16 protein-coding genes and 2 tRNA genes are annotated in these 17,621 nt (G+C 72.3%); 1 reads left to right on the forward strand and 17 read right to left on the reverse strand.

The window, feature by feature from the left end:
- Window positions 1-3: 3 nt before the first annotated feature.
- The 16 genes from ACFWN3_RS10475 to ACFWN3_RS10550 form a co-directional block, all read right to left on the reverse strand.
- Window positions 4-76 (reverse strand) — tRNA-Ala (locus tag ACFWN3_RS10475).
- Window positions 77-128: 52 nt separating this feature from the next.
- Window positions 129-251, reverse strand: a complete 123-nt coding sequence (locus ACFWN3_RS10480; RefSeq protein ID WP_377639309.1) for a DLW-39 family protein — start codon at window positions 249-251, stop codon at window positions 129-131.
- A 31-nt stretch (window positions 252-282) separates the two neighbouring features.
- Window positions 283-359 (reverse strand) — tRNA-Ile (locus ACFWN3_RS10485).
- Window positions 360-480: 121 nt separating this feature from the next.
- Window positions 481-957, reverse strand: a complete 477-nt coding sequence (locus ACFWN3_RS10490; RefSeq protein WP_377639311.1) for a DUF3566 domain-containing protein — start codon at window positions 955-957, stop codon at window positions 481-483.
- A 150-nt stretch (window positions 958-1,107) separates the two neighbouring features.
- Complete coding sequence (gene gyrA, locus ACFWN3_RS10495) at window positions 1,108-3,780, reverse strand: DNA gyrase subunit A (protein ID WP_377639313.1); 2,673 nt, start codon at window positions 3,778-3,780, stop codon at window positions 1,108-1,110.
- A gap of 111 nt (window positions 3,781-3,891) precedes the next feature.
- On the reverse strand, window positions 3,892-6,021 hold the full coding sequence (gyrB, locus tag ACFWN3_RS10500; RefSeq protein ID WP_377639314.1) for a DNA topoisomerase (ATP-hydrolyzing) subunit B: 2,130 nt from the start codon (window positions 6,019-6,021) through the stop codon (window positions 3,892-3,894).
- Window positions 6,022-6,284: 263 nt separating this feature from the next.
- Window positions 6,285-6,959, reverse strand: coding sequence for a GNAT family N-acetyltransferase (locus ACFWN3_RS10505; protein ID WP_377639316.1), 675 nt, complete (start codon window positions 6,957-6,959; stop codon window positions 6,285-6,287).
- Complete coding sequence (locus ACFWN3_RS10510) at window positions 6,956-7,447, reverse strand: acyl-CoA thioesterase (protein ID WP_377639318.1); 492 nt, start codon at window positions 7,445-7,447, stop codon at window positions 6,956-6,958. Before ACFWN3_RS10510 ends, ACFWN3_RS10505 begins: the two co-directional genes overlap by 4 nt.
- 25 nt (window positions 7,448-7,472) lie before the next feature.
- Complete coding sequence (locus ACFWN3_RS10515; protein WP_377639320.1) at window positions 7,473-8,915, reverse strand: protealysin inhibitor emfourin; 1,443 nt, start codon at window positions 8,913-8,915, stop codon at window positions 7,473-7,475.
- 55 nt (window positions 8,916-8,970) lie between these two features.
- Window positions 8,971-10,416 (reverse strand): aldehyde dehydrogenase, encoded by a 1,446-nt coding sequence (locus ACFWN3_RS10520; protein WP_377639322.1) that lies wholly within the window; start codon window positions 10,414-10,416, stop codon window positions 8,971-8,973.
- On the reverse strand, window positions 10,413-10,724 hold the full coding sequence (locus tag ACFWN3_RS10525; protein WP_377639324.1) for a 4-oxalocrotonate tautomerase family protein: 312 nt from the start codon (window positions 10,722-10,724) through the stop codon (window positions 10,413-10,415). Before ACFWN3_RS10525 ends, ACFWN3_RS10520 begins: the two co-directional genes overlap by 4 nt.
- A gap of 4 nt (window positions 10,725-10,728) precedes the next feature.
- Window positions 10,729-11,553 carry a 2-keto-4-pentenoate hydratase gene (locus ACFWN3_RS10530; RefSeq protein WP_377639326.1) on the reverse strand — a complete coding sequence of 275 codons (825 nt, stop codon included), beginning with the start codon at window positions 11,551-11,553 and terminating at the stop codon, window positions 10,729-10,731.
- Window positions 11,553-12,710, reverse strand: coding sequence for a 4-hydroxy-2-oxovalerate aldolase (gene dmpG / locus ACFWN3_RS10535; protein WP_377639328.1), 1,158 nt, complete (start codon window positions 12,708-12,710; stop codon window positions 11,553-11,555). Before dmpG ends, ACFWN3_RS10530 begins: the two co-directional genes overlap by 1 nt.
- A gap of 4 nt (window positions 12,711-12,714) precedes the next feature.
- Window positions 12,715-13,740, reverse strand: coding sequence for an acetaldehyde dehydrogenase (acetylating) (locus ACFWN3_RS10540; RefSeq protein ID WP_377639330.1), 1,026 nt, complete (start codon window positions 13,738-13,740; stop codon window positions 12,715-12,717).
- 33 nt (window positions 13,741-13,773) lie between these two features.
- A complete protein-coding gene (locus tag ACFWN3_RS10545) occupies window positions 13,774-14,556 on the reverse strand; it encodes a 2-keto-4-pentenoate hydratase (protein WP_377639332.1) in 783 nt (260 codons plus the stop codon).
- A 152-nt stretch (window positions 14,557-14,708) separates the two neighbouring features.
- Window positions 14,709-15,512: an IclR family transcriptional regulator gene (locus tag ACFWN3_RS10550; RefSeq protein WP_377639334.1), complete on the reverse strand. Its 804-nt coding sequence runs from the start codon at window positions 15,510-15,512 to the stop codon at window positions 14,709-14,711.
- 96 nt (window positions 15,513-15,608) lie between these two features.
- Here ACFWN3_RS10550 and ACFWN3_RS10555 point away from each other — a divergent pair, with 96 nt between their 5' ends.
- Entirely contained in the window at window positions 15,609-16,358 is a 750-nt protein-coding gene (locus ACFWN3_RS10555; RefSeq protein ID WP_377639336.1) for an IclR family transcriptional regulator, read from the forward strand.
- Window positions 16,359-16,514: 156 nt separating this feature from the next.
- On the opposite strand, the gene ACFWN3_RS10560 is transcribed toward ACFWN3_RS10555, so the two are convergent.
- The gene (locus ACFWN3_RS10560; protein WP_377639338.1) at window positions 16,515-17,606 is read right to left on the reverse strand and encodes an NADH:ubiquinone reductase (Na(+)-transporting) subunit F; all 1,092 of its coding nucleotides are present in this window, start codon (window positions 17,604-17,606) and stop codon (window positions 16,515-16,517) included.
- Between the last annotated feature and the right edge of the window lie 15 nt (window positions 17,607-17,621).

Consider the following 17,621-nt stretch of genomic DNA (forward strand, 5'->3'; position numbering starts at 1 on the left):
CGGTGGAGCCAAGGGGACTCGAACCCCTAACCCCCTGCTTGCAAAGCAGGTGCGCTACCAATTGCGCCATGGCCCCTGGGCGATGCCGACCCGCGAGCGCACGAGGCGCCCGGCCGTCATCGACGTTCTCAGCTCTTCGGGGAGTCGGTGGCTTCCGCCCAGAGCCGGTTCTCGGCCTGCTTGGACGAGATCTTCTTCTGGACCGCAAGGGCTCCGACTGCCGTCGCGAGCACGAGGAGGAGCTTCTTCACCGGGTCACCGCCTGGGAGTGAGGGATCGGGGTGGTGGGCCTAACAGGACTTGAACCTGTGGCCTCTTCCTTATCAGGGAAGCGCTCTAACCGTCTGAGCTATAGGCCCGTCCGCCGATCGGCGTGCGCCGCCCACGGAGGGAGGCGCGGTGCACGAGGTTACCCGATCCCCCGGCCCTCCCCCAAAACGACGACGGGGGCCCGAGGGCCCCCGTCGACCACGCCGCGGATCAGTCGTCGGTGAGGGTCAGCTGGACCCCGCCGACGAGGGCGCTCGACACGTTGTAGAGGAAGGCACCGAGGGTCGAGATCGCCGTGATGAGCACGACGTCGATGACCGCGATGACGATCGAGAGGGACAGCACCCGGCCCAGGCCGATGAAGTCCATGATGTCGAAGCGCGACGAGCCGTCCTGGACGACCTGGCCGATGACCCCGTTGATCTGGTCGAACACGCCCATGCCGGCGAGGATCGTCCACAGGACGAAGACCATGACGACGCCGGCGATGCCCAGGGCCACCGAGAGCAGGAACGAGATCTTCATCGCCGACCACGGGTCGACGCGCGAGACGGTGAGGCGGACCCGGCGGTTGGCCGCCGGACGAGGTGCACCGGCCGCGCCCGAGGACCCGGTGGTGGCGGCGTCGGCGGGGCGGCCGTCGGGGGACATCGGCGCCGGACGGGCGGGCGCCGTGGTCACGGGCACCGGGGCGGTGTGCGCCGTCGGCTGGCCGGACTTGCGCCGAGCAGCCGCGTCAGCGCCCGTCGTCGCCGGCGACTCGGCGCGTCGGGACGCGCTCCCGGAGGAGGACGGAGAGGACGCCAGGGGTCGCCCTGCGTGGTCTGCCGTGCTCACTCACTTGCCTCCTGCATCGTCGTCGTCCACCGACGGTACGGCATCGGTCGCCTCGTCAGCGACCTCCGAACCGGGCGCGCCACGGTCCGAGACCGCATCGGCGGGAGCCGCCGTTTCGGCGTCACCGCTGACCAGGGCGTCGGCGCTGACCGGGGGCAGCGACCCGTCGTCGGCGAGCGCGGCGTCCTCGGCCTCCTCGACGGCCTCCTCGACCTCACGCTCGGGGTTGCGGGCGATGGCGACGATCGCGTCGTTCTTGCCGGCCTTGGCGAACTGCACGCCCATCGTGTTGCGACCGGTGAGCCGGACGCCGTCGACGCGCGAGCGCACGACGTTGCCGCGCTGGAAGATGACGAGCACCTCGTCGTCCTCGTCGACGGTGAGCGCCCCGACGAGGTCGCCGCCCTTCTCGCTGAGCTTGGCGACGGCGACGCCGAGGATGGCGCGGCCCTTGACGTTCCACTCCGAGGCCTTCGACCGCTTCGCGAGGCCGGTCTCGAACATGGCGAACACGTCGGGGTCGGTGCCCTCCTCGATGACCGACATCGACAGCAGCGAGTCCTCGCCGCGGAACTTCATCCCGGTGACGCCTGAGGTGGCGCGGCCCATGGGGCGCAACGTGGCGTCATCGGCGTGGAAGCGCACCGACTGACCCTTGCGGGAGACGAGGAGGAGGTCGTCGCGCTCGCCGACGAGCCCGACCCCGACGAGCTCGTCGTCGCCACGCAGGTTGATGGCGATGAGGCCACCGCTGCGCGGGCTGTCGTACTCGGTGAGGCGGGTCTTCTTCACCAGGCCCCCCTTCGTCGCGAGCAGCAGGTACTCGGCGCTGGCGTAGTCGCGGATCGCGAGGACCTGGGCGATCTCCTCGCCCGGCTGGAAGGCCAGGACGTTGGCGACGTGCTGGCCCTTGGAGTCGCGACCCGCGTCGGGCAGCTCGTAGGCCTTGGCGCGGTAGACCCGGCCGAGGTTGGTGAAGAAGAGCAGCCAGTGGTGCGAGGTCGTCGTGAAGAAGTGGTCGACCATGTCCTCGCCGCGCAGGGACGCGCCGCGCACGCCCTTGCCGCCGCGCTTCTGGCTGCGGTACGCGTCGACCCGGGTCCGCTTGGCGTAGCCGCCGCGGGTGATGGAGACGACGACGTCCTCCTCGGGGATGAGGTCCTCCATCGACATGTCGCCGTCGAACGGGAGGATCTGGGTGCGCCGGTCGTCGCCGAACTTGCGGACGATCTCGGCGAGCTCCTCGGAGATGATCGAGCGCTGGCGCAGCGGCGTCGCGAGGATGTCCTCGAAGTCCTTGATCTGCGCGTCGAGCTCGTCGTGCTCGTCGATGATCTTCTGGCGCTCCAGGGCCGCGAGCCGGCGCAGCTGCATGTCGAGGATCGCCTGGGCCTGCAGCTCGTCGATCTCGAGGAGCTCGATGAGGCCGGTGCGCGCGGCGTCGACGGTGGGCGAGCGCCGGATGAGGGCGATGACCTCGTCGAGCGCGTCGAGCGCCTTGAGCAGGCCGCGCAGGATGTGGATGCGCTCCTCGGCCTTGCGCAGCCGGTACGCGGTGCGGCGCTGGATGACGTCGACCTGGTGGTCGACCCAGTGCCGGATGAAGGCGTCGATCGGCAGGGTGCGCGGGACGCCGTCGACGAGGGCGAGCATGTTCGCGCCGAAGGTCGTCTGCAGCTGGGTGTGCTTGAAGAGGTTGTTGAGGACGACCTTGGCGACGGCGTCGCGCTTGAGGACGATGACGAGGCGCTGGCCGGTGCGACCCGAGGTCTCGTCGCGGATGTCGGCGATCCCCGAGAGGCGGCCGTCCTTGACGTGCTCGGCGATCTTCTGCGCGAGGGAGTCGGGGTTGACCTGGTAGGGCAGCTCGGTGATGACGAGGCACTGCCGGCCCTGGATCTCCTCGACCTCGACGACCGCGCGCATGATGATCGACCCGCGGCCGGTGCGGTACGCGTCGTCGATGCCGCGGCTGCCCATGATGAGCGCGCCGGTGGGGAAGTCGGGGCCCTTGATCTCGGCCATGACCGCCGCGAGGGTCTCCTCGCGGGTGGCCTCCGGGTGCTGGAGCACCCACTCGGCCGCGCGGGAGACCTCGCCGAGGTTGTGCGGCGGGATCTGGGTGGCCATGCCGACCGCGATGCCCGCGCTGCCGTTGACGAGCAGGTTGGGGAAGCGGCTCGGCAGGACCTCGGGCTCGAGGGTCTTGCCGTCGTAGTTGGGGCGGAAGTCGACGGTCTCCTCGTCGATGTCGCGCACCATCTCCATGGCCAGCGGCGCCATCCGGCACTCGGTGTACCGCGGGGCGGCGGCAGGGTCGTCGCCGGGGGAGCCGAAGTTGCCCTGGCCCTGGACGAGCGGGTAGCGCAGCGACCAGTCCTGCACGAGTCGCACGAGGGCGTCGTAGATCGAGGTGTCACCGTGCGGGTGGTACTGGCCCATGACGTCGCCGACGACGCGGCTGCACTTGTTGAAGCCGCGGTCGGGGCGGTAGCCGCCGTCGTACATCGCGTAGACCACGCGGCGGTGCACGGGCTTGAGGCCGTCGCGCACGTCGGGCAGCGCGCGGCTGACGATGACGCTCATGGCGTACTCGATGTACGACCGCTGCATCTCGGTGTTGAGGTCGATCGGCTCCGTGCGGTCCGTCTCGACCGGGGGCTGCTCAGTCATCAGGTTCCTTCTCGGATCGTGCTGGGCTTCGCACCGGAACCTTCGGTGAGGCACCCCGAGCTTCGGGGCGTCTCGCCGAACGTTCTGGCATCAGGCGGGAAAAGGTGGGGCTCAGATGTCCAGGAAGCGGACGTCGCGCGCGTTGCGCTGGATGAAGCTGCGGCGCGACTCGACGTCCTCGCCCATGAGGATCGAGAAGATCTCGTCGGCCGCGGCGGCGTCGTCGAGGGTGACCTGGAGCAGGACCCGGTGGTCGGGGTCCATCGTCGTCTCCCACAGCTCCTGGTAGTCCATCTCGCCGAGGCCCTTGTAGCGCTGGATCGGGTTGTCCTTGGGGACGCGCCGGCCCTTGCTCTGCCCCTCGGCGAGGAGGGCGTCGCGCTCGCGGTCGGTGAAGGCGAACTCGTGCGGGGCGTTGCTCCACTTGATCCGGAACAGCGGGGGCTGCGCGAGGTAGACGTAGCCGGCCTCGATGAGCGGCTTCATGAACCGGAAGAGCAGGGTGAGCAGGAGCGTGCGGATGTGCATGCCGTCGACGTCGGCGTCGGCCATGAGCACGATCTTGTGGTACCTGGCCTTCTCGATGTCGAAGTCCTCACCGATGCCGGTGCCGAACGCCGAGATGAGGGCCTGGACCTCCTGGTTGGCCAGCGCCTTGTCGAGGCGGGCCCGCTCGACGTTGAGGATCTTGCCGCGGATCGGGAGGATCGCCTGCGAGTAGGGGTTGCGGCCGCGCACGGCGGAGCCGCCGGCCGAGTCGCCCTCGACGATGAAGACCTCGGAGACCGCGGGGTCCTTGGCCTGGCAGTCGCGCAGCTTGCCGGGCAGGCCGCCCGACTCGAGGACGCGCTTGCGGGTGGCCTCGCGCGCCTTGCGCGCCGCCATCCGGGCGGCCGAGGCCTGGATCGCCTTGCGGACGATCTCGCGGCCCTCGTTGGGGTGGCTGTCGAGCCAGCCGCCGAACTCCTCGGTCATGGCCCGCTGGACGAAGCCCTTGACCTCGGAGTTGCCGAGCTTGGTCTTGGTCTGACCCTCGAACTGCGGCTCCCCGAGCTTGACGCTGATGACGGCCGTCAGGCCCTCGCGGACGTCGTCGCCGGTGAGGTTCTCGTCCTTGTCCTTGAGCTGGTTCTGCTTGCGCGCGAAGTCGTTGACGAGCTTGGTCAGCGCCGCGCGGAAGCCCTCCTCGTGGGTGCCGCCCTCGTGGGTGTTGATGGTGTTCGCGTAGGTGTGGACCGACTCGGAGTACGAGGTGGTCCACTGCATCGCGAGCTCGAGGGAGAGGGCGCGGCCGACGTCCTCGGTCTCGATGCTGATGACGTCGGGGTGCACGGGGTCGGACCGCTTCGAGGTGACGAGGTGGTTGACGTAGTCGACGAGGCCGTTCTCGTAGCGGTAGGACACCGAGCGCGCGGTGGTCGTCTTGACCCCGCCGCCGGCGGCCTCGTCCTCGTGGTCCTCGACGACCGCGATGTCGGCGTCGACGCCGTCGAGGTCGAGGTCCTGGGAGCCGGTAGGGGCCGTGACCCGCTCGTCGACGAGGTTGATCGTCAGGCCCTTGTTGAGGAAGGCCATCTGCTGGAAGCGGGCGCGGATCGTCTCGTAGTCGTAGTCGACCGTCTCGAAGATGTCGGCGTTCGCCCAGTACGTGATGGTGGTGCCGGTGCGGTCGGTCTCCTCCATCTTCGTCAGCGGCCCGGTGGGGACGCCGTGCTCGAAGGACATCCGGAAGGCGTGGCCCTTCTGGCGCACGCAGACGTCGAGCCGGGTGGACAGGGCGTTGACGACCGAGGAGCCGACGCCGTGCAGTCCGCCGGACACCTTGTAGCCGCCGCCGCCGAACTTGCCGCCGGCGTGCAGCTGGGTGAGGACGAGCTCGACGGCGCTGACGCCCTCGGTGGGGTGCATGTCGGTGGGGATGCCGCGGCCGTTGTCCTTGACCCGGACGGCGCCGTTCTCCATCAAGGTGACGTCGATGGTGTCGGCGAAGCCGGCGAGGGCCTCGTCGACCGCGTTGTCGACGATCTCCCAGACGAGGTGGTGCAGGCCGCGCTCGCCGGTGGACCCGATGTACATGCCGGGGCGCTTGCGGACCGCCTCGAGCCCCTCGAGGACGGTGATCGAGCCGGCGTCGTAGGCCTGGCCCTCAGCCTCGGGGACCACGACCGCCTGCGGCTCGGTGGGCTCGGTGGCCGCCGCCGGGGTCTGCTCGGGGGTCTCGTCGGGCTGCTGCTCCGCCACGGGTCTCCTTCGATATGGCGCCCCGCGCGGAACCGCCCGGCGGGGCTCATGGAGCGCGCCCGCGGCGTGGAACGCCGTGGGCGCGGGATCACCTCTCATTCTAGCGGTCCGAACCGTCAGGACTTGCCCCGGGGAGGCCCGTGTGGACACTTTTCCGGCACGAAAGGGGGTCGGTCCGACCCCCGACACGCGCCCCGGCCCCTCAGAGGCCGTGACCGCCGTTCCCGGGGACGTCCGGCGGCGGTGCGGACGGCGCGCGGTCCTCAGCGGCGGGGGAGGTAGACCTGCACCGAGCCGACGGGCTCGAAGCCCGCCCGGAGGAGGGCGCGCAGGCTCGGGACGTTGCCCGGGCTGACGCACGCGACGACCGGCTCGCCGGACGCGACGAGGCCGCGGGCGGCGCGCGCGAGGGTGGTGCCGAGCCCGGTGCCGCGGTGTCGGGCGGCCACCTCGAGGCTCATCTCGGTGAGGCCGCCGAGACCCGTCGCGAGGGTGAGGACGGTGTCGTCGTCGGCCTCGAGGCCGTGGACCCGCACGTCCCCGCGGATCGGCAGGGCGTGCCGCACGCGGGGGTGGTCGCGCAGGTCGGGTCGCGGGACGACGCGGGGGTCGGGCTCGCCGGTCCCCGGCGCGACGAGGACGGCGTCGAGGACGTCGACCCAGCCGTCGCGGCCGGCGAGGCGGGTCATCACGCGGGGGTCGTGGGCGTGCCCCCAGCCGTCGACGCCGAGGGCCTCGAGCTCGGCGTCGGTGACGTCGTCGGGGGCGGTGACGACGGCCCGGCCGGTCACCGAGACCACGGCGTGGACCCCTGCGCGCCAGGTCGGCACCCGGCGCCACGACCCGTCGACGGGTGGGCGAGGGCCGCGCCAGGCCGCGAGGAGCAGGTCGGCGACGGGGTGCCGGGGCGTGGCAGCGGGACCGGGGTCGGCGCTCACGCCCCGTCGTCCTGCGCGGTCGTGGTGCGGGGTCGGCCCGCGAGGCACCGCTCGAAGACGGCGAGCGCCTCGGTGGGGATCGGCACGGGGCGCCGCGACTCCTTCCCGATGTAGACCTGCACCCACTCGCAGTGCGCCGCCGGCTCCTCCACCCCGGGGAGGAAGAGCGCCGCCTCGAGGACGACGCTCGTGCGCCCGGTCCGCCTCACCCGCACGCCGACGTCGACCGTCCCGGGGAAGGAGACCTCGGAGAAGTAGCGGACCGTCGACTGGGCGACGACACCCTGGGCCGTCGCCACCCGCTCGTCGATGCCCGTCTCGGCGACCATCCAGGCGTTGATCGCGGTGTCGAAGAGCTCGAGGTACACCGCGTTGTTGAGGTGCCCGAGCATGTCGTTGTCGGCCCAGCGGGTCGTCGCCGACGACAGGTCGTCGCAGTGCTCGCGGCGCAGGTCGCGGGGGTCCGGTTCGGGGGCGGCGTCGGGCATGGCCCCGATCGTAGGCCGCTCCCGCTCAGCCCTCGCCGGGGGACAGGGTGCGCTCGAAGAGGCCGCGGACGTCGTCGCTCAGCTGTGGCTCGGGGAGCTCGACGTCGAGCGGCGGGGTCTCGCAGCGCACGCCGTAGCAGAAGGCATCGGGCATCCGGCGGGTCGCGGCCGCCTCACGGGCGATGGCGGTGAGGCGGTCGTCGGCGAGGAGCGACTGCCAGGCCCGGGTGTCGCCGTTGGGCAGCTCCTCGAGGGTGACGGTGCGCTCGATGGTGCGGCCGGCGAACCCCCCGGTGCGCCGGACGCTGACCGCCGTGGACGGGGCGGGCGTGGACGGCGCCTCGGCGTTACCGCCGTCGCTGCCACCCGGGGACCGCGGCGCCGTGGAACCGGGGGTCACGCCGACCGACTCCCACGCAGCCCGCACGGCCGCCGTCACCTCGGAGCCGTCGCCGTGTCGGGCGGCGGCCGCCGCGACCGTGAGGGCGGCGAAGGTGGCGAAGTCGCAGTCGGCGGAGATGTCGCCGGTGATGGTGTCGACCCAGACCTGTCCCGCGACCTCCCACGCGTTGCCACCGAGGGTCGTGGCCAGGGTGTGGAAGGCCTTGTTGGGGATGCCAGAGTTGATGTGGACGCCGCCGTTGTCGTCGGTGGTCTCGACGTAGTCGCGCAGGTGGGCCGGCTGCGGGTCCGTGCCGAGCCGCGGGTCGTCGTAGGCGGTGCCGGGGGCGGCCATCGAGCGCAGCGCGACGCCCTTGACGTCGTCGGCGAGCAGCTCGGCGCCGACGAGCCAGTCGGCCTCGTCGGCGCTCTGGCCGAGCCGGCGCTGCTTGACGAGGACGCCGAACACGTCGGACACCGACTCGTTGAGGGCGCCGGACTGGTCCTGGTAGTTCAGGCCGGAGGTGTACTGCGTGACGCCGTGGGCGAGCTCGTGCCCGATGACGTCGAGGCTGCGGGTGAACGGCGCGAAGATGACGCCGTCGCCGTCGCCGAAGACCATCTGGGTGCCGTCCCAGAAGGCGTTGTCGTACTGCTGGCCGTAGTGGACGGTCGCGACGAGGGGCAGGCCCTTGCCGTCGAGCGAGTTGCGCCCGTAGACCTCCTGCCACAGGTCCCACGTGGCGCCGAGGCCGTCGTAGGCCTCGGTGACCTCCCGGTCGTCGGTGGCCGGGGACCCCTCGGCCCGGACGAGGTCGCCGGGGAGGGTCGTCTCGCCCCTCGCGTCGTGGACGGCGCGCTGCGGGGCCTCGGCCGTGCCGCGCTCCATCCGCGGGGCCGGGGTGGGCGACGACGCCGCGCTCGGCGGGCGCAGCTCGGCGGTGCGGCGGCTGCGGCGCAGGTCGTCGTCGGCGACGAGGGTCGCCCGCGCCCACGCCGCGACGGCCGGGTCGTCGGACGCCGCGAGCGCCTCGAGGAGGTACGGCGGGACGATCGAGCACTGGTGCGGGGCGGGCTGCTTCCTCATGGCACCACCCTGCCTCCGGCCACCGACACCCGCGACCGGAGGAGCCCTCGCCCGGTCAGCCGCGGTCGACCTGCATGACGACGGCCTTGGGCTCGGTGAAGAACTCGCGCGAGAAGTTGCCACCCTCGCGCCCGACGCCCGAGTCGCCGACGCCGCCGAAGGGGGTGCGCAGGTCGCGGATGAAGAAGCAGTTGACCCAGACCGTGCCGGCCCGCAGCCGCGAGGCGACCCGGTGCGCCCGCGAGAGGTTCTCGGTGAAGAGCATGGCGTTGAGCCCGTAGCGGGTGTCGTTCGCGAGGGCGAGGACCTCCTCCTCGGTCTCGAAGCGGTTGACGACGCAGACCGGGCCGAAGATCTCCTCGCGGTACTGCGGCGCGGTGAGCGGCAGGTCGGTGATGATCGTCGGCCGCACCAGCCAGGAGCCGTCCTCGTCGACCCCGCCGGTGAGGATCTTGCCGCCCTCCTCGTCGACGCCCTCGACGTAGCCGCGCACCTTCTCGAAGTGCCGCTTGCTCGCGAGCACAGAGAACCTGGTCGCGGGGTCGAACGGGTCGCCGATGGTGAGCGCCTCGGCCGCAGCCACGAAACGGTCCATGAACTCGTCGTGGACGCCGGACTGGACGAACAGGCGCGAGCCGGCGAGGCAGATCTGGCCGGAGTTGCGGAAGATCGCCTCGACCGCCCAGTGGACGGCGTTGTCGAGGTCGGCGTCGTCGAAGACGAGGTTGGCGCCCTTGCCACCGAGCTCGAGGGAGACCGGCGCGAGGTGGGCGGAGGCCGAGGCCATGACCGCCTTGCCCGTCCCGGACGAGCCGGTGAAGGTCACCCGGTCGACCCGGTCGTCGGCCGTCAGCGCCGAGCCCGCGGGCGCTCCGTGCCCGTTGAGGACGTTGAGCACGCCGGGCGGGAAGCCGGCCTCGATGGCGAGGCGGCCGAGGAGCGTCACCGACGCGGGGGTGTCCTCGCTCGGCTTGATGATGCACGTGTTGCCCCAGGCGATCGCGGGAGCGATCTTCCACGTCGCCATCATCAGCGGGAAGTTCCACGGCGAGATGGCCGCGACGACCCCGGCGGGCCCGAACTCGCTGTAGGAGTGGTGCCCCGAGTCCATCGGGTAGACCTCGCCGACGTGGTCGCGCTGGTGGTCGGCGAAGAAGCGGAAGTTCCAGACCGAGCGGGCGACGTCGTGCCTGGCCTGCTCGAACGGCTTGCCCATGTTCGTCGAGTCGAGCGTCGCCAGGTCGTCGGCGCGCTCCTCCATGAGGTCGGCGAGGCGGTGGATGGCGGCAGCCCGCTCGGCGCGCCCCAGCCGCGGCCACGGGCCCTCGTCGAACGCCCGGCGCGAGCTCTCGACGGCGCGGGCGGCGTCGGCCTCGCCGGCCTCGGCGGCCTGCGCGAACACCTCCTGCGTCCACGGGTTGACGACGTCGAACCGGGCGCCGTCGAGGGACTCGACCTCCTCGCCGTCGATGACGTGGCCGAAGAACATCAGGTCGCTCATGATGTCGCCCTTCCGGGGGGTGCGGGGTCGGGACCCACGTCGGTCGTCGTGGACCCGGTGTGTCCGGTGGCGCCGGTGGCGCCCTGGGATCCGGTGGCGCCCGCGGATCCGGTGGCGCCCGCGCGGCGCTCGGCGATGGTGACGTCGCCGGCGGCCCAGTGGGTGGGGGGGACCTCGCGCACGACGACCCGGATGCTCTCGACGGGCGCCTCGACCGTGTCGGCCGCGGCCCGGGTCAGGGCGGAGATCAGGGCGCGCACCTGCTCGGGCGTGCGGCCCTGGACCATCGTCACCTCGATGAGCGGCACGTCCTCAGCCCTCCCCGCCGTTGACGAAGACCGAGCCGAGGTGGGTGAAGTGCAGCGCCGTGCTCGACCCCGGGGGCGCGAAGACCGCGTCGGTCATCCCCCCGGTGAGGACGACCCAGCCGGCCTCGATGGCGTGCCCGCGGCGGGCGAGGTCGTTGGCCGCGAGGGCGAGCGCCTCGCCGGGGTGCCCCTGGACGGCGGCGCCGGTCGCCGAGTCGACGACCTCGCCGCCGACCTCGACGAGCACGGCCTCGAGCGCGAGGTCGAGCTCGCTCGGCGGCAGGCCGATCGGACCGGTGACGAACGCACCCGACGAGGCGTTGTCGGCCGCGACGTCGCCGGCCGTGAAACGGAAGTCCTTGTAGCGGCTGTCGATGACCTCCGCCCCGCCCCAGACGGACTCGACCGCGGCCATCGCCTGGGCGCAGGTGACCCCGGGGCCCTCGAGCCGCTCGCCCATGACGAAGACGAGCTCGGGCTCGATGCGCGGGTGGATGAGGCGGGACTGCGGCACGGGGTCGCCGACGGGCAGGATCATCGCGTCGGTGAGCCACGCGACGAACGGGAAGTGCACGCCCATCCGCTGCTGCTTGGCCCGGCTCGTCAGCCCGAGCTTGACGCCGACGAGCTTCTCGCCGCGGGCCAGTCGCGCGGCGAGGTTGCGGTCCTGGACCTCGTAGCCGGTGTCGAGGTCGAGCCCGGGCCACTCATCGGTGAACGGCTCGCGCTCGCGGCGCTCGTCCTCGCAGGCCAGCAGCTCGGCGGCGACGGACTCGACGTCCCAGCCACCGGCCGGGGCGGCTCCGGGACCCGCGGCGGAGGTCGTCATCAGCGGACCCCGATCCCGGCCAGGTCCCCGTGCTCGACGAGGAGGGTGCTGCGGTCGCGCTCCTCGGCGAGCTGCAGCGCGATGTCGATGATCATGTCCTCCTGGCCGCCGACGTACCCGTACTCGCCGACCTTCTGGAGGATCTCGTGCGCCGGGACGCCGTAGCGCTCCGACGCCCGCTCCGCGTGGAGGAGGAAGGAGCTGTAGACCCCCGCGTAGCCCTGGGTGATCGAGGCGCGGTCCATCCACGGCAGGCGCGGGATGAACGGGCGCACGACGTCCTCGGCCGCCGAGAGGACCTCGCCGAGGTCGATGCCGGTGCGGATCCCCATCCGCTCGAAGGTCGCGGCGAGCACCTCGGTGGGGCTGTTGCCCGCGCCGGCCCCCAGGGCGCACAGGGCACCGTCGACCTGCTGGGCGCCGGCCTGGTAGGCGAGGACCGAGTTGGCGATGCCGAGGCTGAGGTTCTGGTGGCCGTGGAAGCCGACCTGGGCCTCCGGCCCGACCTCGTCGATGACGGCCTGGATCCGCTCCTGGGCGTCGGAGAGGACGAGAGCGCCGGCGGAGTCGACGACGTAGACGCACTGGGCTCCGGCGTCGACCATGATCCGGGCCTGCGCGGCGAGCGTCGCGGGCGCGGCCTTGTGGCTGAGCATGAGGAAGCCGACGGTCTCCATCCCCAGCGAACGGGCCGCCGCGAAGTGCTGCAGGGAGACGTCCGCCTCGGTGCAGTGGGTGGCGATGCGCGCCACCGACGCGCCGGCGGCGTGCGCCCTCCTCAGGTCGTGGACCGTGCCGAGGCCCGGGAGCATGAGGACCGCGATCCTCGCCCGCGTGGCCTCGTCGACCGCCGCCGCGATGAGCTGCATCTCGTCGACCTTGGAGAAGCCGTAGTTGAAGCTCGAGCCGCCCAGGCCGTCGCCGTGCGAGACCTCGATGACCTCGACTCCCGCCGCGTCGAGCGCGTGGACGACCCCGCGGACCTGCTCCTCGGTGAACTGGTGCTGCATCGCGTGCGAGCCGTCGCGCAGCGTGGAGTCGGTGATCCGCAGGTCGCGCGGGCCGCCGGCGCCGGGGGTGTTCGCGAGGACCTCGGACTCGGTCACCTCGGCGGTGACGGTGGGGGCGTCCTCGGGACGGATGGTCATGTCGCCCATGGCGTCACACTCCTGCGGTCTGCGGGTCGGAGTCCTGCGAGGAGGCGCCGACGAGGCGGTCGGGGACGTCGCCGAGGTCGCTCGAGGACTTCCAGCTCGTGGCGACCCCGAGCCGGTGGGCGACGAGGAGGTCGCCGACCCGGGCCGCGGCCGCGGTGATGATGTCGAGGTTGCCGGCGTAGTCGGGCAGGTAGTCGCCGCGACCCTTGACCTCGATCGGCACGAAGACGCGGGCCATGCCCTGCCAGAGGTCGCGGGCCGGGTCGAACTGGGGATCGGCGCGCAGGCTGTAGCCGGGCACGTAGTCCTGGACGCGGGCGACCATCTCGTGGATCGAGGCGAGGATGCGGTCCTGGAGCTCGCCCGGCTCGCCGGCCTCGGCCGGGATCGCGCAGAAGACCGAGTTGCGCATCATGAGCGGCGGCTCGACGGGGTTGAGGATGATGATCGCCTTGCCCCGCTCGGCGCCGCCGACGACCTCGAGGGCCTCGGAGGTCGTCTCGGTGAACTCGTCGATGTTCGCGCGCGTCCCGGGTCCGGCCGACCGGCTCGAGATCGAGGCGACGATCTCGGCGTAGGGCACCCGCACCACCGAGGAGACCGCCTTGACCATCGGCGTCGTCGCCTGGCCCCCGCAGGTGATCATGTTGACGTTGGTCGCGTCGAGGCTGAAGTCGAGGTTGACCGGGGGGCAGAGGTAGGGGCCGACCGCGGCGGGGGTGAGGTCGACGGCCAGGATGCCCGCCTCGGCGTAGCGGGGGGCGTTCGCCGCGTGGGCCTTGGCCGACGTGCACTCGAAGACGATGTCGGGCAGCTCGTCCTGGGCGAGGAGCCAGTCGACGCCCTCGTGGCTGGCCTGGAGGCCGAGCGACCGGGCGCGGCGCAGGCCGTCGGAGGCCGGGTCGACGCCGACCATCCAGCGCGGGTCGAGGACGTCGCTGCGGCGCATCAGCTTGAACATCAGGTCGGTGCCGATGTTGCCGGGGCCGACGATGGCGGCGGTGCCCGTGGTCCGGGTCGGGGTGGACATGGCGCTCCTCGTGCGTTCGGAGAGGTCGGGGGTTCAGGCGAACCGGGCGGTGACGCTGCCGAGGCCGGCGAACGTGGCGGTGACGGTGTCGCCGGCAGCGACCGGGACCATGGCGCAGACCGCACCGGGGAGGACGACGTCGCCCTCCTCGAGGGTGATGCCGCGGGCGCCGACGGTGTTGGCGAGCCAGACGAGCGAGTTGACCGGGGAACCGAGGACGGCGCCCCCGGCCCCGGTGCCGACGACCTGGCCGTTGCGGTGGAAGGTCGCCCCGACGAGGCGGAGGTCGACCGCGCCGACGTCGGTGGGGGTCGACCCGAGGACGACGGCACCACTGCTCGCGTTGTCGGCGATGGTGTCGAGCAGGCCGATCCTCCAGTCACGGATGCGGCTGTCGACGATCTCGAGGGCCGGCAGGACGAAGTCGACGGCCCGCAGGGCCTCGTGGACGGTGACCCCGGGGCCCTTCAGCGGGCGCTTGAGGACGAAGGCGACCTCGGGCTCGATCCGCGGGGCGATGAAGGCGTCGACCGGGATCGGCGCGTGCTCGAGGTGGAAGAAGTCGTCGAGGAGGTGGCCGTAGTCGGGCTCGGTCACCTGGAGGAGGCGCTGCATCGCCACGCTCGTCAGGCCGACCTTGTGCCCCCGCACGACGCGGCCCTGCGTCCGTCGGCGCTCGACCTGGAGGAGCTGGATCGCGTAGGCGTCCTCGAGGGTCATGCCCTCGTGGGTCGCCGTCAGCGGCTCGATCGGCTCCCGGGACTCGTAGGCCCCGAGCAGCTGCTCGGCGACCGCGGTGCGGGTGGCGTCGTCCACGCTGGGTGTCCTTCCTCGGGGGCTGCGACGGGGTGGTGCTTCGGGTTGGGCGTCGGGCGGGGACCACGTCGACACCTCGACGGTACGGAGCCGGCGGCTCGCGCGCCGCCTCCGTTCCGCTCCCGGGAACGAGGTGACCGGCGGCGCGGGCGTCAGCCCGAGTGGGCCCTGGCGATCCGGCGGCTGGCGGCGACCAGGACGGGGACGAGCCGCTCGACCTGGGGCGCGATGACCTCGGTGGGACCGAAGATCGACACGGCGGCGATGGCCGTGCGGTTGACGATGACGGGCACCGCCACGGAGGAGGCCCCGTCGAAGGACTCGCTCGTGGAGGCCGCGTAGCCCACCCGGCGCACCTGCTCCAGGCAGCGGTCCCAGTCGGCCTCGGTGCGCACCGTGTGGCTCACCCGCGGCGGGAACCCGGCCCGGCGGCGGGCGAGGTCGGCGGCGTGGTCGAAGGCGGCGATGGCCTTGCCGCTGCTCGTCGTGTGGGCCGGGAGGCGGCGCCCGAAGTGCCCGAGCATCCGCACGCCGTCGCTGTTCTCGATCCGCTCGACGAAGACGACGTCGGGGCCGTCGACGACCGAGAGGTTCGTCGTCAGCCCGGTCGCCGTCGCCACCTGGCGCAGGAACGGCAGGGCCACGTGGCGCAGGGTGTTGCGGGCCAGGGCCAGCTCACCGAGCTCGTAGAGGTGGATGCCGAGGCGGTACTGCCCGGAGTCGGCGTGCTGCTCGACGAAGCCGCGGCTCGCGAGGGTCTGGAGCAGCCGGTGGGCCGTCGACTTCGCGACACCGAGGCGGCGAGCGATGTCGGAGACGCCGAGGTCGCCGTCGGTGGCGAAGCACTCGAGGACGTCGAGGGCGCTGCCGACCGACTTCAGCCCGGCGGCATCGTGGCCCTGGCTCCGCTTCGGGGTGGTGCTGCACCACACCTGCTCCTGCGCGACGATCGACATGTCCTGGCTCCTTTGCCCGGGGGATGTGGGATGACAGTGCCCCGGGCGCCGTGGTTCGATCAACGAATGCGTTCCACTGTGCGGGACGACCCGCCCGTGAGCCTGCTCGCCCGGGCCACGTCGCTCATCGAGGCGTTCGACGACGGTCGCCCCGTGCTCACCCTCGCCGAGCTGTCCCGGCGCACCGGCCTGGCCAAGTCGACGGTGCACCGGATCGCCGGTGAGCTGGTGTCCCTGCGCGTCCTCGAGCGGCAGGACGACGGCGGCCGCGGCGGTGACGGGTACCGCCTGGGCATGTGGTTCTTCGAGCGGGGCGAGCTGGTCCCGGTCCACCGCACCCTGTCCGAGGCCGCCCTGCCCGTCATGGAGGACCTGCGCGAGGCGACCCGCCAGCGGATCCACCTCGCGGTGCTCGACGGGGTCGACGTCGTCTACGTCGAGATCCTCGGCACCGGCGGGCTCGACCTCGCCTCGCGCACCGGCGGGCGGCTGCCGGCGCACGCCACCGGCGTCGGGAAGGTCCTCCTCGCCTACAGCTCGACCGCGGTCGTGCGGGCCCGGGTCGACGCCGGCCTGCCCCGGATGACGCCGCGCACCATCTCGACGGCCGCCGCCCTCACCCAGGAGCTGCGCAAGATCCGCACCGTGGGCATGGCGCTCGACCTCGAGGAGTCGCACCTCGGTGTCTCTTGCGTCGCGGCCCCGGTGTTCGGCGCGAACCACAAGGTGCGAGCGGGCCTGTCGGCCACCGGGGCCACCGGGTCCATCGACCCGGGCACCCTCGGCCCGGCCGTGCGGACCGCGGCCTTCACGCTGAGCCGCGTCCTGCGCGAGTCCGGCCTCTGACGCACGCCGAGCGGAGCCGAGCGCGCTCCATCGCGGCCTCGGCACCCCCTGCGGGTGGTCGCTCGTCACGAGGGATGGGTGGTGGCCCCTGGTGAGGGGTGTCGAGGGGCGGGGAACCATCCCTCGTCGCCCGCCACCGCGTCGCCCGCCACCACGTCAGCGCTTGATGAGGGGGGAGCGGACCCCGCCGGCGGCCTTGTCGCCCTCGTTGAAGAAGTCCTCGCGGTGGATGTCGCGCGGGAAGAGGCGCTTGCCCATGAGGGTCCTCAGCGCCGCGTCGACCATCGGCGGAGGCCCGCAGAGGTAGCCCGTGCACCCCGTGAGCGTGGCGTGGTCGGCCGCGATGACGTCGGTGACCAGGCCGAAGCCGAACCCCTCGGCCTCGAGGCCGCAGTCGTCAGCGGTCTCCTCCGACAGGCACGGGCGGTAGGTGAACCGGTCGGGGTACTGCGCTGCGAGAGAGCGGAAGTACTCCACGTCGTAGAGCCACTCCCTCGACCGGCCGCCCTGGTAGAGCGTGAGGTGCCCGCCGTAGGCGTCGTTCTCGAGGGCGTGGCGCAGCATCGACGTCAGCGGGGCCAGCCCGGTGCCGCCGCCGATGAGGATGGCGTGCCGGTCGTCGTCGGTCCGGAGCACGAAGCGCCCGTAGGGGCCCGACACCGACACCGTGTCGCCCGGCATGAGGCCACCGAAGACCCAGCCGTCGGTGCCGCGGCCTCCCTCGACGTTGCGGACGTGGAACTCCAGCCGCCGCGTCTCGGTGGGCGGCGACGCGATCGACCAGGTGCGGTCGACCGCCGGCAGCCCGTCGCGCGCCGGCACCTGGAACTTCAGGTACTGACCGGCGTTGAAGCCGATGTCGCGGTCGAGCTCGATGACGAGCCGCCGGGTCTGCAGCGCGATCTCCTCGAGCACGACGACCGTCCCGGTGAAGTCCTCGACCGGGAAGACCTCCGCGGAGTCGTCGACGTCGATGTCGGCCTCGATGACGACGTCGGAGCGCGGGCAGGCCACGCACGGGAGCAGCCTGCCCTCGTCGCGCTCGTAGTCCATGAGCGCGAAGGAGCTGGCGGCCCCGTGGTCCACCTCACCGTCGAGCACCTCGGCCTTGCACGTGGCGCAGGTGCCGTGGGTGCAGCTGTGCGGGAGCCAGACCCCGCTGCGCAGGCAGGCGTCGAGGATGGTCTGGTCCTCGCGGCACTCGATCTCGCGGCCGAGGGGCTCGACGGTGACGGTGTAGGTCTGCATGTCTCTCCTTCGCAG

Source organism: Oryzobacter terrae (assembly GCF_042756445.1).
Taxonomy (GTDB): domain Bacteria; phylum Actinomycetota; class Actinomycetes; order Actinomycetales; family Dermatophilaceae; genus Oryzobacter; species Oryzobacter terrae.